Origin of the sequence: Sphingopyxis sp. (assembly GCF_016463645.1) — a bacterium.
Taxonomy (GTDB): domain Bacteria; phylum Pseudomonadota; class Alphaproteobacteria; order Sphingomonadales; family Sphingomonadaceae; genus Sphingopyxis.
Map to the genome: position 1 here is coordinate 1 of NZ_JAEMQX010000002.1, position 13,471 is coordinate 13,471.

At 65.3% G+C, this 13,471-nt stretch carries 13 protein-coding genes and 1 pseudogene; 6 read left to right on the forward strand and 8 right to left on the reverse strand.

The annotated features are described in order from the left end of the window. Positions 1-394 (reverse strand): annotated as a pseudogene (locus JHC57_RS00900) (hypothetical protein); the annotation flags it as partial. Between the two features lie 235 nt (positions 395-629). On the opposite strand from JHC57_RS00900, the gene JHC57_RS00905 reads away from it, so the two are divergent. Genes JHC57_RS00905 through JHC57_RS00915 form a run of 3 tightly spaced genes read left to right on the forward strand, consistent with a single transcriptional unit; the run spans position 630 to position 3,280 of the window. Further along, positions 630-1,106 carry a hypothetical protein gene (locus JHC57_RS00905; protein ID WP_294027856.1) on the forward strand — a complete coding sequence of 159 codons (477 nt, stop codon included), beginning with the start codon at positions 630-632 and terminating at the stop codon, positions 1,104-1,106. Between the two features lie 9 nt (positions 1,107-1,115). After that, entirely contained in the window at positions 1,116-2,387 is a 1,272-nt protein-coding gene (locus JHC57_RS00910; RefSeq protein ID WP_294027858.1) for an FAD-dependent oxidoreductase, read from the forward strand. Positions 2,388-2,410: 23 nt separating this feature from the next. Continuing rightward, complete coding sequence (locus JHC57_RS00915; protein ID WP_294027859.1) at positions 2,411-3,280, forward strand: alpha/beta hydrolase-fold protein; 870 nt, start codon at positions 2,411-2,413, stop codon at positions 3,278-3,280. A gap of 396 nt (positions 3,281-3,676) precedes the next feature. On the opposite strand, the gene JHC57_RS00920 is transcribed toward JHC57_RS00915, so the two are convergent. The 3 genes from JHC57_RS00920 to JHC57_RS00930 all read right to left on the reverse strand — a co-directional run bounded on the left by JHC57_RS00920 (position 3,677) and on the right by JHC57_RS00930 (position 5,938). Next, positions 3,677-4,231, reverse strand: coding sequence for a PepSY domain-containing protein (locus JHC57_RS00920; RefSeq protein ID WP_294027861.1), 555 nt, complete (start codon positions 4,229-4,231; stop codon positions 3,677-3,679). A 191-nt stretch (positions 4,232-4,422) separates the two neighbouring features. Continuing rightward, positions 4,423-5,181 carry a transporter gene (locus JHC57_RS00925; protein ID WP_294027862.1) on the reverse strand — a complete coding sequence of 253 codons (759 nt, stop codon included), beginning with the start codon at positions 5,179-5,181 and terminating at the stop codon, positions 4,423-4,425. Then, positions 5,171-5,938 carry a hypothetical protein gene (locus JHC57_RS00930; RefSeq protein WP_294027864.1) on the reverse strand — a complete coding sequence of 256 codons (768 nt, stop codon included), beginning with the start codon at positions 5,936-5,938 and terminating at the stop codon, positions 5,171-5,173. The genes JHC57_RS00925 and JHC57_RS00930 overlap by 11 nt, the downstream gene beginning before the upstream one ends. Positions 5,939-6,071: 133 nt before the next feature. Here JHC57_RS00930 and JHC57_RS00935 point away from each other — a divergent pair, with 133 nt between their 5' ends. Further along, a complete protein-coding gene (locus JHC57_RS00935; RefSeq protein ID WP_294027866.1) occupies positions 6,072-6,605 on the forward strand; it encodes a hypothetical protein in 534 nt (177 codons plus the stop codon). A gap of 148 nt (positions 6,606-6,753) precedes the next feature. Next, complete coding sequence (locus tag JHC57_RS00940; protein WP_294027868.1) at positions 6,754-7,098, forward strand: PepSY domain-containing protein; 345 nt, start codon at positions 6,754-6,756, stop codon at positions 7,096-7,098. A gap of 180 nt (positions 7,099-7,278) precedes the next feature. Here JHC57_RS00940 and JHC57_RS00945 read toward each other — a convergent pair whose 3' ends face one another. Continuing rightward, entirely contained in the window at positions 7,279-8,619 is a 1,341-nt protein-coding gene (locus tag JHC57_RS00945) for an amidohydrolase family protein (RefSeq protein WP_294027869.1), read from the reverse strand. A 105-nt stretch (positions 8,620-8,724) separates the two neighbouring features. Further along, positions 8,725-9,186 (reverse strand): hypothetical protein, encoded by a 462-nt coding sequence (locus JHC57_RS00950; RefSeq protein WP_294027870.1) that lies wholly within the window; start codon positions 9,184-9,186, stop codon positions 8,725-8,727. Positions 9,187-9,414: 228 nt separating this feature from the next. On the opposite strand from JHC57_RS00950, the gene JHC57_RS00955 reads away from it, so the two are divergent. Continuing rightward, positions 9,415-9,894 (forward strand): cupin domain-containing protein, encoded by a 480-nt coding sequence (locus tag JHC57_RS00955; RefSeq protein ID WP_294027872.1) that lies wholly within the window; start codon positions 9,415-9,417, stop codon positions 9,892-9,894. Here the strand turns inward: JHC57_RS00955 and JHC57_RS00960 are convergent. Continuing rightward, a complete protein-coding gene (locus JHC57_RS00960) occupies positions 9,891-12,095 on the reverse strand; it encodes a M20/M25/M40 family metallo-hydrolase (protein WP_294027874.1) in 2,205 nt (734 codons plus the stop codon). The genes JHC57_RS00955 and JHC57_RS00960 overlap by 4 nt on opposite strands. A gap of 40 nt (positions 12,096-12,135) precedes the next feature. Continuing rightward, complete coding sequence (locus JHC57_RS00965) at positions 12,136-13,446, reverse strand: MFS transporter (RefSeq protein ID WP_294027875.1); 1,311 nt, start codon at positions 13,444-13,446, stop codon at positions 12,136-12,138. Positions 13,447-13,471: the final 25 nt, after the last annotated feature.

Consider the following 13,471-nt stretch of genomic DNA (forward strand, 5'->3'; position numbering starts at 1 on the left):
AAGGGGGTCCCTCTTCGACGCCGATCGGGGGTCCCTTTTGAACGCCGTTTGACAGGTAGATGCGTACGGGAATGGAAATATCGCCGCGCCTGACGCTGGCGTCCTTGACCGAGGCCATCTCGGGTGCGGGCGCGGTGCCGCTCCGCCATGCGGCCGCCACCTCGTCGCGGATCGCCTTCAGTCCCGCCGCCGTTCCGGGATCGTTGCCCGGTTTGCCCTTCGCCGCCTCTTCCTGCGCGAGGTCGTTCGCGAGCATGGCCTGGATGCCGGGATCGAGCGTCTGCCCGTCGAGGCGGATCGGCGCGGCGGACTGGGGCGCCGATTGTCCGTAGACCGGCAACGCCGCGACGGTAACCAGCGCCGCACCGAGCAAGATCGTCTTCAACCGCCGCATGCTATCCTCCCTCCAAGCCAAAGTCCCGGCGCGACCTTTCGCCGCCGCCGGCAAAGCCATCCCCGCTATGTCGCCGCGGGCAAGACGTCCCGCACGTCCTTGCCAAGGATGTCCCCGATCACAGCATGATTTTCCGGGTAGAACGCCGACGAAGCGGGTAAATCCGGGCACGCCCCCTAGCGGACGGCGCCGAATCCCGGAAAAAGGAAAGCGAGGCGTTTCAAGGGGACAAGGCATGACAATGAAGAGCTTGATGCTGGCATGCGCGCTGCTCGCTCCTGTGGTGACACATGGACAGACCAAGAAGACACAGCCGGGCACGGCCGAACCGGCCGTCCAGTCCGATCCCGCTTTCGAGCTGTTCCGCCTCGTCCCCGGCCAGACCGAGGCCTTCATCCGGAGCGTCGCGATCTGGGACCAGGTCAATGCGGCCGGCGGCCAGCCCAAGACGCAGCTTTACCTGCACGAGGATGGCGAAGGCTGGGACGTGATGCTCTACAAGCCGCCGCGTCCCGCACCGACGCCTGCGCAGAATGAAGCGATGGCGGCCAAGATGAAGGAGCTGGGGCTCGTCGGCGGCCCGCTCTACTTCATCCAGCTCCGCGAGAAGGTCGCGGACCATGCGCATCTCGTCATGAAAGGTCCGATGCTCTCGGAAAAATGGGTCGCCGACCTCGACGCCCAGCGCGCCGAGATCGCGGCACGAAAATAGGCCGCGGCGATGACGATTGTCCCGGAAGACCCCGATACGTCCGTCACTCCGGCCTCGCGCTCCGTGCCGCGCCGGCACATCCTTGGTGGCCTCGCCGCTGCTGGAGCCCTCGCGGGAACCATGCCGGCGCCTGCGGCGAGCAAGCGCGGCTGGGATGTCATCGTCGTCGGTGCCGGGGTGTTCGGCGCCTGGACAGCCTGGAACCTGCAGCGGCGGGGACAGAAGGTTTTGCTCGTCGACGCCTGGGGCGCCGCGCACGCACGCTCGTCCTCGGGCGGCGAAACGCGGCTCATCCGCACCGAATATGCCGCCAACGCGCTCTATACGCGCTGGGCTTGGCAGTCGCTCGCCGAATGGCACGCTCTCGCGCAGCGCCACGACAGCCCGATATTCCAGGAGGTCGGCGCGCTCTATTTCTACCCGCGCGAGACCACGAAGATCGAGGAGAGCATCGCGCTGCAGCGAAGCCTCGGCATTCCGATCGAAAAGCTGACGAAAGCGCAGATGGCCAGGCGCTGGCCGCAGATCGACTTCGACGGGCTGGAAGTGGGCGTGATGCAGCCGACCATGGGTGCGCTCATGGCCCGGCGGAGCGTGCAGACGCTCGTCGAGGAATTCGTCGCGGCCGGGGGCAGCTTCCGCGCCTTCGCCATCGATGCGCCGCGATCGGAGAGCGCCTCGCTCACGGCCGTGACGGGCACCGGCGGCGAGACGCTGCACGCGCGGCAGTTCATATTCGCCTGCGGCCCCTGGCTGCCGAAGCTTTTTCCCGACGTGGTCGGCGGACGGATCGTGCCGACGCGGCAGGAAGTCTTTTATTTCGCTCCGGAAGCCGGCGACGGGCGTTTTGCCGCCCCGCATATGCCGGCCTGGGTCGACGCCGGCGACCCTGACCTTCATTATGGTTTCCCCGATATCGAGTTTCGCGGTTTCAAGATCGCGCTCGACGGCCATGGGCCGAAATATGATCCCGACGGCGCCGACCGGCGGATTACCGACCAGGGTCTCGCCGACGTCCGTGCCTATCTCGCGCGGCGCTTTCCCGCGCTTGCGAAACGACCGCTCGCAGCGTCCGAGGTCTGCCAATATGAGAATAGCGACAATGGCCATCTGCTCGTCGACCGCCACCCGCGCTGGTCCAATTGCTGGATCGCCGGAGGCGGAAGCGGCCATGGGTTCAAACATGGCCCCGCGCTCGGACGCCATCTGTGCGACCTCGTCCTCGGCACGGGGAAGCCCGAACCCGATTTCTCGCTCGCAGCGCACAAGGTTCATGGCTAGACGGGCAAAGCGGGGAGGATGACATGAGATACTATCGGCTGGCCTCGGCCCTGATCGCGGCGGCAATGCTCGTCCCTTCGGCAGGATCGGCACAATCCGCTCCTGCGGCCCCGCCCTATACCATGCCATCGACCCAGATGTTCGACGTCAAGTCCGAAGGCGGCGAGACCTATCGCATCTTGATTTCCTATCCCAAGGGCGAGGCTCCCGAAGGCGGCTTTCCCGTTCTCTATGTGATCGACGGCAACGCCTATTTCGCTTCCTTCGCCGAGACGCGGCGGCTGCTTGAATATTCCGACCGCGGCAAGACACTCGTGGTGGGCGTCGGCTACCCGACCGACGAGGCCTATGATGCCCGCCGCACGGCGGACTTCCTGTTCCCGGTTCCGACCGTGAGCCCGCCGGCCCAAGCGAAATCGCAGCCGAATGCGACCAATACGGGACGCGACAAATTCCTCGATTTCCTCACCGGAAGGCTGCGGTCGGAAATCGGCAAGCGCTTCAAGATCGATCCCGATCGCCAATCGCTATTCGGACACAGCTTCGGCGGTCTCTTCGCCATCCATGCACTCTATGCGCGGCCTGAGGCTTTCCAAGCGATCATCGCGGCCAGCCCGTCGCTCGAATGGAACGTTCAGGACATGCTCCGCGAAGAGCGGGCGTTCGCGGCAAGGCTGGCGGGCGGCAAGATCGCACGAACGAGCCGCCTGATGCTCGTCGCCGGCGACCAGGACCAGGACGACGATCCTGAGCCCGCGAGGGCACTGGCCGCGCGCCTCGATCCGCTGTCGGCCTATGGCCTCAGCACGCGCTATCGCCTCTATGAAGACGAGATTCATATGACAGTGCCCGCTCGCGCGGTGACCGACACGCTTCGCTTCGTATTGCGCTAGGCAGGACGGCTCGCGGGTCAATTGGCTAAACGCGGCCCGGCCCCGGTCGCGCCGCGCAAGGCGGTCTCCCGGCATGCGACGGCGGGTTTCTCCGACGGATCGAAGAAATGCCGGGCGGAGCGGTCCTTCAATAGCCAGCTGCTGCGCAGCAGCAGCAATACGAACCGCGTCCCCGCCAACGGGACGACGCTCACCCTGGCCTATAAGCGAAACTGGTAAGGGCGGGTCGTCGAGACAAGCCGGAGGCCGGGGTGATCGATCATTTTACATGCCCGCTACCGGCCTTCTGTCAATCTTTCGCCGCGAGCAGGAGGAGTGTCGCGGCCGGCCGCGACGCTCCCCGGAGTGCTTGGGCGAAAATGCCCGGCATGTGACCCCGAACCGGCTTAATCCGGTTCAGCTGAGCGCGGCGATCCCGGCGAACGCGACTACCCCTGCGATCGAGGCGCCGATCGCACCGCGTCGCATGTTGGGGACGCGCATCGCGACGAGAAGGCCCGATGTGACGAGAAAGAAAAGTCCGAGAGCGACGACCGCGGCATAGACTTTGAACGGCGTACCACCCTTCGCCTTGTGGAGCTGGACGAAGAAGCGGTGCCATCCGGTTTCCCGCACCGTGAGCTTCGCCGTGGTCGCCTCACCCTTCGCTTCGAGGACGATATCGCGGTTGGCACCCGTCCACTCGAACTGGATCGCGTCCCCGACTTTCTTGACGCTCGCCCCGCCGGTCGGGACGGCGAGACCGCGATCGCCGAGCGCCTTTTCGGCCACCAGCTTCAGCGCCGCAGGATCGTCGGTCAGCGGCGCGGCCAGCGCGACCTCATGGTCGGTCACGACATATTCGCCCTTCGAGCCCCAAGTGTAGAGCGCCCCCGTCACAAGGAACATGAGAATCGCGGGAAAGAGGAACGCAGCAACCAGCATGTGCCAGCGAACGAGAAGCCTGTGCATCGGACAATAATTCCTTGATATTCTGGAGCGCGCGGCGGCCACTCCTATGCGGCGAATGAAGCGGACGCAACCGGCGCTGCGCGGCCGGCTAACTTCCCCGTTTGTCGCGTAGCGGCACGATACTGACACGCGGCTGACACGAGTTCAGACGCGCTGACGCGCCGCAGCGGATCGGTCAATCTGTCCGTCGATCAAAAATCCAGGCCGAGCGCGACAAACCCGTGATAACCTGCCTTGCCGTGCCCGTCGTCGAACGTCGGGCCACCGGAGGCAAGGATCCGGAACGGGGCCGGCAATTGGAGTATCGCTCCGAAGCCGAGGCTTGTCGAGGCACGCCCACCGAGTGCGTCGGGGCCCTGCCGGTCGGCCTCGATCCCGATAAGGAGGCGCTCGCTCACTTGGCGCGTCACTGCGACGCCGCCGGTCCAATAGTCCCGGTTCCCCGGGCCAGAATTGATCGCATAGCCAGCTCCACCGAAAACCGACCAAGGGCCGGCGTCTTTCTGGATCCACACCGGCAGAAGCGCAGTGACCTTGCCGTTGCCCATGCCGTTCGTGGACGTCGGAAGCGTGATGCCCGGGAAAGCCGCAACCGACAGACCCGCCGCTTCGTCGTGATAGAAGCGGTATTTGGCGGACAGCTCGAGATCGCCCGTGCCTGACCGCCAGCCGGCCGCATCGTGCACATATCCGACGGGAACCCCGGCGGTCAGTTGAAGATCCGGTGCGGCGCCGTAATTGATCTCCACGCCGGTCGATCCGCCAAAATCGCCGCCGCGACCTTCGATCTCGACGACCGGACCGTAGATTTCCCAATGACCGGTCTCGGTCGGCTCGGGATCGTCGGTCAGGAACGGCGGCCCGGCATAAGCTGCTGCGGGCGACAGGAACGCGACCACCGCCAGAAAGGCGAGCGCCGTGCCGCGACGCCCCCTGCGATCAGACCGCATGTCGCACCTCCGTCCCGGCGGCTCGCTGCGGCACGAGGGCGATGAGCATCACGATCGCGATGCCAAGCACGAGCGAGGCGCCGGCGCGGCTGAGCTCAAGTCCGCCATGGGCGATTGGCTTGTCGAGGAAATCGCCGACGACAGCGCCGAGCGGGCGGGTCAGGATGAACGCGGCCCAGAAGAGGCCGACCCGGCTGATCGCGGTGCGGTAATAGGCAAGGGCAAGGAGCGCCAGCGCCGACCCGAACAGAACCGCCGAGCCGAGATAACCGAGCGAGCCGTCCGCGACCCAGTCGCCGAGCGCGGTTCCGAGCGTCTGCGAAAAGGTGATCGTGAGCCAGTAATAGAATTCGGCCTTTGGCTCATGGACCGAAGCGACCGAGATCGTGCCGAGCGCACGGTGCCAGATCGCAAGCGATGCGAGCACGGTACCGAGAAGGAGCAACGAGCCGCCGGGATAGCCGATCCCGAGCGAACGGGTCGCGAAATCTGCCATGGTGGTGCCGGCGGTCGTCGACGCGATGATCGTCGCCCAATAGAGCGCCGGATGAAACTGCCTTGCCCTGATCTGGAGAAGCACGAGCGAGACGAGGACGCTGGCGAAGATCGCCGTGCCGACGAGATAGCCGAGCCCCATCGACATGCTTACCGTATCTCCGGCGGTCTCGCCGAACGTGGTCGCCAGTATCTTGATGATCCAGAAGCCGAGCGTCACCGCCGGCACCTTGGTCAGCGTGGATTTCGTTTCTTCGGTCATGAAAAAGCTCCGATGCGCGCCGCAACTGCGGCTATTGCACCGGACGGCTAGGCCGCGGGGTCGCAGCAGCCTATAAGCAGGCGCTTAAATCGCCTTTCATAAGCGGAAGTCCTATGTCCGAACCGATGCGACCATGCGCTTGATTCCGTTGCGGTCCTGGCCGTCGCTGCTGCTTGCGGGGCCGATCGCCATATTGGCGCTGCAGACGGTCGCGGCGGTCTATTTCCTGATCGATGGTGTCGACGACATGATCATCGGTGCGCGCAGCGGGTTCAGCATCGGTGTGGCGATGGAATGTATCGTCGCCATTGCGCTTCTCGGCGGCATCGTGATCGTCGCGCGCCATGTCCGCCGCATTTCCGACGAGCTGGGGCGCAAGGACCGGGCGCTGGCGGACGCGCGGGGCGCGCTTGCCGAACATATCTCGCTCCGCTTCGGCGAATGGAATCTGACGCCTGGCGAAGGCGAGGTCGCGCTGTTTGCGCTCAAGGGCTGCGACGTCGCCGAAATCGCGCGCATTCGAGGCGCCGCAGCCGGAACGGTCCGTTCGCAGCTCAGCCAGATTTATGCGAAGGCCGGGGTCAGCAGCCAAGCGATGTTTGTGTCGCTTTTCATCGAGGATCTTCTCGACCCGCCCTCTTCTTCGTCGGCGTTAAACCCGGCCTAGACCGCAGCGCACACATCGTGTCGCATACCGGTGCAACTTCCTGCGGACGGACCTGACACTTCGCTGACAGGCGCTATGCGGCCTCTGTCAGCAAGCCCGTGCGATAACGCACCCGTCACCCCCGAGGTGGCGCAGCAAAGGAACGACCATGAAACCCAATATCCCCTTCATGATCCTCGCGCTGGCCTGCGGAGCCGCTGCGACGGTAGCAATCGCCGCGGCACCGGCCCCTGAGGGCGCGGCAAACGATCCGTTCTGGTCTCAGGTCCATTGGGACGATGACGATAATGATGATTTCCGCCAGCGCGCCGCAACGCCGATGCCGGTGCCCGACACCGATGCAGTCCGCCGGGCGGGTATGACGGTCGTGCATGAAGTCGAGCGCGACGACGGCCTGATCGAGGTCGAAGGTCTCGATGCCGACGGTCGCGAACTCGACATCAAGATGGATGCGCAAGGACTGCGCGTGATCTCGATCCGGCACGACGATTGATGCGGAGAGCGGTGATCGCCGGCGCCCTCCCTTCGGGCACCGGCTGCCTCCGCCCGTCGACCACTTATCGCCTTGACGATCAACGGATGTCCATGTCGCCTCGAGAAGCCGCGTGCGGCACGCCGCGATAGCCTGCCGAGCAGGCACCGTGACGCACACGCCTCGGCGCCCGCGCGCAACTCAGGCGGGCATCAGATTTTTGCGGATGATCCCGTCCTTGACGATCAGGAGCAGGTTGCGCTCATAATCCTCGAGCAGTCTGAGATCGTCGAGCGGATTGCCGCGCACGAGCAGAATATCCGCCCAAGCCCCTTCGCGAATGACGCCGAGCGCTGCTTGCCGATAGGGATTGCGGCGGCCGCTCCGCGCGAAAAGCTCGCAATTTCCCGAGGTGGCGATGCGAAGCACTTCGGCATTCGAATAAATGGCGCCGAAGCGCGGCAGCACCGCATTTTCGGTACGCGATGTACGGGTGCGCGAGAAGAGATCGGTGCCGAACGCGATCTTGATCCCGTGCTTCTTCGCGAGGCGAACGCTTGCCTGCCACCCCCCGCCGCCAAGCGATTCTGCGGCCTTGGCTTGCTGTTCTTCGGTCAGGATATTGTCGCCAGCCTCGAAGGGCTGGATCGAAAGCCAGGCCCCCTTTTCGGCGATCAGCGCAGCGGTGCGATCGTCGATCGCATGGCCATGTTCGATCGACAGCACCCCTGCCTCGATACAGCGCCGCACCCCTGCAGGCGTATAGGCATGGGCGCATGCATAGGTGTCCCAGTCGGTCGCGGCGCCGACGATGGCGCGGATTTCCTCGAGCGAATATTGCACCGTATCGATCGGATCATGATCCGAGGTAACGCCGCCGCCCGCCATGATCTTGATCTGCGAGGCCCCCCGCTTCAACTGGTCGCGCGTCGCGGCCAGAACCTCGGGAACGCCGTTCGCTACCGCGGTCAGGCCCTTTCGCTGCCGTACCGACGGTTCGCCGCCGAGCGCGGTCGGCAGCTCGCCGACGGGCTCGGGGTCGCCATGTCCAGATGTCTGCGAAATCGCCGCCCCGCTCGGATAGCAGCGCGGCCCCGGCATGATACCGCGATCGATTGCGACTTTGATGCCGAAGATCGCGCCTGCCGTATCGCGCACGGTCGTGAAGCCCCGCATGAGCTGAAATTCGGCATCTTTGAAGATCATCGCGATGTGCGTCGCGTCCTCCGAGCCCATCCAGGGCACGCCCTTCACTGCGGCCATGTGCCAATGCGCATCGGTGAGCCCGGGCATCAGTGTCTGCCCCGCGCCGTCGATCACCGTGGCGCCGTCGGGTATGGGAATATTGCCCGCCGAGACCGCATCGATCCGCTGCCCGCTGATCCGGACATTGCGCGGTTGAAGTGCGCTTCCCGTTCCGTCGAAAAGGAGGACGTTGCGGATGAGGATAGTCCGAGGCGACGTATCTGCCGCGCTTCCGGCAGCGAACGGCGCCATTCCGAGACCGGCAAGAAGCGCGCGCCGCGTCGGGTGAAAGCTCATCATACCTCCGCCAATAGCGTCAGCCCCAAAGCCGGGGTTCGTGCAGACATGTTATAAGATCGGGCCGCGGCTCAACCGCCAGCTTCGCGAGCAGGGCGGGACCAATTATCTGGTGCGCTTTTTCTCGGCGCGCTGGCGATCGATCCCGGCGACCCATTGCTCGGCCGTCATCGGCCCCGTCCCTTCGAAGTGGACATGATCGGCCATCAGCTCGCGAATGCCGACATAATAGAGCGCGCCGCTCGGGAGTCCGAGTTCCTTGGCTTTCGCCGCCATCGCGGCCTCTTGTGCGGGAGTCGGCTTGGCGCGCGCGGGCTTGTAGAGGAGCACGTCCCAGCCCTCGCCGCCGGCGTGAAGGAAAAGCTGGGTCGGCGGCTGACCGCCAGCAACGCTGACCTTGTCCCATTCGACCATGTCGCGAATGAAGGCCTCGGTCTTGCCGGGCGCCAGGCGGAACATCTCGAAAACCGGCGCGGTCAGTTCCACTTCGGTCCCGGCCGCGTCCTTCGCAGCAGCGGGCGCTGTAAGCGCCAAGGCAAACAAAGCAAAAGTCAGGCTGCGCAGCATCGGATCCTCCCGTCCTCGAAAGCTTGAGCCTGCCGGCAGAGGAGCCGCGCGGCAAGGGCGCCGGCGGGTGGCTTGAGGAGCAAATGGGTAAATCGGCACTGGATCGGAACGTGCGGGAAGCGCGCAGCTTACCCTTTTCGTCCGCCATTACCCGTTTGTTTGCGTTCAACCTGTGCCCCCGGCACTCTACCCTCAGCCCGAGTTTCCTGGTAACAAGGACAGCGCCCCGTGGACGATATCAGCCGCCGCAAAATCCTTGCCGCCGCCGCGCTCGGCGCGATGGCAGCGCCGACGGCCGCGACGCTCGCCACCCCGCCATCAAGGCCTGCGCGCTACAAGCTCGAAAGGGCCAGCGAGGGGTTCAGCCGGTTCCAGGCCGTGCACGAAGGTCTCGGCTCGATCGACGTCAAGCTCTTCGATTTCGCCGGCGCTGCCGCGCCCGCCAATTTCCTTATCTACGACATTCCGGTCGGCGCCAGTGAGGGCATCCATCTCCACAATCTCTCCGACCCCAAGCTCGGGCCCTATGAAGAATATTATTATATCATCGAGGGGCGCGGCCGGATGACAATCGACGCAGAGAAATTTGCCGTGGCGGCTGGCGACCATATCTTTGCGCCGCTCGACAGCTGGCGCGGGATCGAGAACATCGATCCCGACGCGAACCTCAAAATCTTCCTCACCTATATCGACCGCTCGCCTTCCTAGCGAGCGGCAGGCTTCGCCGGCAACCGCAGCCGCCGGATCAGCACCTGCCTGTCGCCAACATGGACGGGCTGCGCCGTCGCGGGCCGGGACGCAACGAGCCGCGCCGCCGCCGCGCCCGCGCCATATCGCGTCCGCCGCCAATCGATCACGGGGAGTTTCGCGCGCGCGACCAGTTCGAGCTCGACCTCGAGCCGTCGGCATGAGCGGCCCGTGCAACCGATATAGGTCGGTACGCCCTTCACCGCTGGCCGCGCGCCATTGACGGTGACCCGGCGGATCGCGCTCCCATCCTTGATCAGCAGCTCCTGCCGATCGGAAAGCGGCGACACCGCAGCAAACCGCATGATGCGGCGCCCGCCGGACAGGCTGTCAGACATGATCTCTATGCCTCCATCGCTCGCGATAGAGGGAGCGGCGGCGCGCCAAAGGCCCTTGTCGTCGGGGCGATCGCCAAAGGACGCCGCACTGCGCAGCGTGTCGGGAAGTGGACCGTTATCCTCGATCTGCCAAGTCGATTTTCCGTTGTCGTCCTCGTGCACGATGGTGAGGTGGCGCGGCGCGTCGAGCGCAAAGGCGGGAACCAGCAGCGCCGCGACGAAGGCCGCCGCCGCAACCAATCCGAACGCAGCCGACGCAAGTCTGACCGCCCGCCCGCCTCCCGGCAGGAAGAAGAGGAACATGAAGACAAGAAGCGCGCTCGTCGGCGCTGCCTGCTCGATGAAGAGGCCTTCTTCCAACCCGCCAGCAAGCGGAAGCACGATCAGGAGGAAAAGCGCGGCCGCACCGAACAGCAGCGGCCGCGAAGCACCGCTTATGCGCGGAAAACGCGAGACAACCGCCACGGCGATGAGAAAGAGGAGTGGCCAGGCTGCAAGAATGGCAAGGCCGGGCACGAAGACGAAGCCGGCAAGAATGAAGATTGCGAGCCACGCCCAGGCACCGGCACCGCCGCGCAGGCGATTTTCCTCGCTCATTAACCCGAGAACCAATGCCGCCCCCGCAAGCGCGGCGGCGGCGTAAAGCAAGCGGAACACCCAGGGATAGGCCGTACCGTAGGCCGTCTCGGGCCGGATCGCCGCGACGAGAAACCCCGCCCCCGCGGCTATCGCGGTCCCGGCAACAAGCGCGACGATCGGCGCGGCGGCCGCTCTTGCGCGGCCGGCGCCCGCGGCGCGCCAGAAAAGGAAGAGCGATGCGGCAAGCCCTGCGACAAGCACAATCCCGGCAAGCATTTGCGGCATGACGAGCAGCAGCCGGCGCGCGATATCGGTGTAGACGAGACTCGCCTCGGCGCCATCCGACCGCCGCTCGACCGCATGGCCGGTCACCGCAGCGAGCGCCGTGGCACCCATGTGCCGCACCGATGCGGGGTCGAGATAGGCGAGCCTGTCGAGCGGCGTATGGTAGCGCTTGCCGCTACCGATGATCGAATAATTGCCGGCGTCGACGCCGAGCGGCAGCCACATGGTCAAATCGGTATCGTTCGGCAGCAGTTCGTAGAAATCGCTCGCCAGCGAATTGGCCGAAGGCAGCGGTCCCTTTTCGATCGCCGCAACGTCCCGGCCGTTCGGGCTGCTCGTCTGGAACATGTTGACCCCGCCGGTCGTGCCACGTGCTTCCATGTTGACGATTGTCCGTACACGCTTGGCGAGCGGATCGTGCGCCGCGAAGGCCGCGGCGCCGACGAGACCCGCTTCCTCCGCATCGGTCAGAAGGATCAGGAGAGGACGTTCTAGCTTCCGGTCCTTCAGTTGGCAGGCAATTTCGAGCGCGACCGCGACGCCGATGCCGTCGTCGGCCGCGCCGGGTCCGGACGGGACCGAGTCATAATGGGCCGCGACCATCACGGCATCATCGCCGGGCGGGGTCACCCAGAAGGCAATATTGCGGGGCCGTGCACAAATGGCGGCGCCCTCGCGAATGTCATTGCAGTGAAATCTCTCGTTGACGACGGGCTCGAACCCGGCCTCGCGGATTTCGGCGAGCAGCCGCGCCTCGACCGCGTCATTCGCGTCGCTGTCGGTGGGATGCGGGCGTTCGTCACCGAGAATGGTAGCGAGCCGCGCAATAGCACGCTCTTCGTCGAACGGGGTATCGATCGAGGCAGGCGCGGAAACGCCGATCGGGCGCGCGGTCCATAGCAGGAGCAGGGCGATGCCGATGACAAGGGGCCACCAGCGCCCCGAGCGATGCCAGTCCATTTAGATCGTCCCCTTTACCCGTGCCCTAACTGCCGCAGGATCATGCCTGGGCCGCAATCTCGCGCGGCAACAACAAAATCATCGTCGCCGCCAAGAGCCCGCCGATCCCCATGACAAGCGATACAAGCATCAGGCTGCCGCCGCTCGCGAAGAGCGCTCCGGCAACCACAGGCCCGAGTGCCGATCCGCCCCGCCCGATCCCGATGACTAAACCCGTGCCGCTGGCACGAAGCGCCGCGGGATAGGCCTGCGCGAGCAGCGGATACATACCGACGACGCCCGCGTTGATGAAGAAGGCGGCGAGCGCCGCCGTCAGCGAAAGTCGAGTAAGGTCCTCCCCCGCCATCCCGAACAGGCCGATCGCGAAAAAGCCTGCGAGCATCGCACCCGCGACGAGAGGCCGCAAGGTAAAGCGTTGGCTCGCGAGCCCGATCGCGACGGCACCCGCGAGATTGCCGACATTGGCAGCGACGAGGACGCCGCCGGCCTGTGACGCGTCGAAACCGAGGTCGACGACGATCTTCGGTATCCATTTCTGGATATAGTAGAAAAAAAGGATCTGCGCGAAATAGGCGATCGTCAGCAAGATGGTGATCCGTGCGAACCCCGATCCGAACAGCGATCCGATCGACGGCTTGATCGCGACCTCCGGCGGCAGTGGCAGCGCTTCGACCGGCGCATGGCCGATCCGCGCCAGCGTCGCGTTTACGCGATCGAGCGCGCCGGCGGGACGCCGCGCGATCAGCGACTCGATCGACTCGGGCAGGAAGAACCAGACGAGCGGCACCATCGCTGCGCTTGCGAGAGCACCAAGCATGAAGACCGAGCGCCAATCGCCGGTTTCGGCGAGAAGGCGCGAGGCGAGGAGCCCGCCGAGGATCGCGCCGGTCGAATAGCCCGCGATGTTGAGCGCGACATTGAGTCCGCGCCGCCTGTCGTTGGAAAATTCCGCAGCCATCGCGCTCGTCGAGGAAAGCATGCCGCCGATCCCGATCCCGGTGAGGAAGCGGATAGCCGAAAGACTTGTGACCCCGCCCGCGTGGGTCGCCGCATACATGCCCGCCGCCATCACGACGAGGCAGGCGAGGATCGTCGGCCGCCGCCCGATCCGGTCGGCGACATTTCCGATGAGGACCGAGCCAGCCGCCATGCCCAGAAGCTCCATCGAAAGCACGACGCCAAGCGTCGCCTTGTCGACGCCCCATTCCGCGGCAATGCCGGGGGCTGCGAAACTGATCGCCAGCACGTCGAACCCATCGAGCGCGTTGAGCGCGATGCAGAGCCCGACGATGGCGATCTGGAGTGCGCGCATCGGCGCCCCGGCGATAAGGACTCTCGGATCAGTGTTCATGGCGCGGCTCTCCCGCCGGCCGCGC

Coding starts and splice junctions, on each gene's coding strand:
- JHC57_RS00950 (WP_294027870.1), bottom strand. CDS start 9,186: ATGCTGCGCAGCCTGACTTTTGCTTTGTTTGCCTTGGCGCTTACAGCG.
- JHC57_RS00925 (WP_294027862.1), bottom strand. CDS start 5,181: ATGCGGTCTGATCGCAGGGGGCGTCGCGGCACGGCGCTCGCCTTTCTG.
- JHC57_RS00940 (WP_294027868.1), top strand. CDS start 6,754: ATGAAACCCAATATCCCCTTCATGATCCTCGCGCTGGCCTGCGGAGCC.
- JHC57_RS00935 (WP_294027866.1), top strand. CDS start 6,072: ATGCGCTTGATTCCGTTGCGGTCCTGGCCGTCGCTGCTGCTTGCGGGG.
- JHC57_RS00945 (WP_294027869.1), bottom strand. CDS start 8,619: ATGAGCTTTCACCCGACGCGGCGCGCGCTTCTTGCCGGTCTCGGAATG.
- JHC57_RS00930 (WP_294027864.1), bottom strand. CDS start 5,938: ATGACCGAAGAAACGAAATCCACGCTGACCAAGGTGCCGGCGGTGACG.
- JHC57_RS00910 (WP_294027858.1), top strand. CDS start 1,116: ATGACGATTGTCCCGGAAGACCCCGATACGTCCGTCACTCCGGCCTCG.
- JHC57_RS00960 (WP_294027874.1), bottom strand. CDS start 12,095: ATGGACTGGCATCGCTCGGGGCGCTGGTGGCCCCTTGTCATCGGCATC.
- JHC57_RS00915 (WP_294027859.1), top strand. CDS start 2,411: ATGAGATACTATCGGCTGGCCTCGGCCCTGATCGCGGCGGCAATGCTC.
- JHC57_RS00920 (WP_294027861.1), bottom strand. CDS start 4,231: ATGCACAGGCTTCTCGTTCGCTGGCACATGCTGGTTGCTGCGTTCCTC.
- JHC57_RS00905 (WP_294027856.1), top strand. CDS start 630: ATGACAATGAAGAGCTTGATGCTGGCATGCGCGCTGCTCGCTCCTGTG.
- JHC57_RS00965 (WP_294027875.1), bottom strand. CDS start 13,446: ATGAACACTGATCCGAGAGTCCTTATCGCCGGGGCGCCGATGCGCGCA.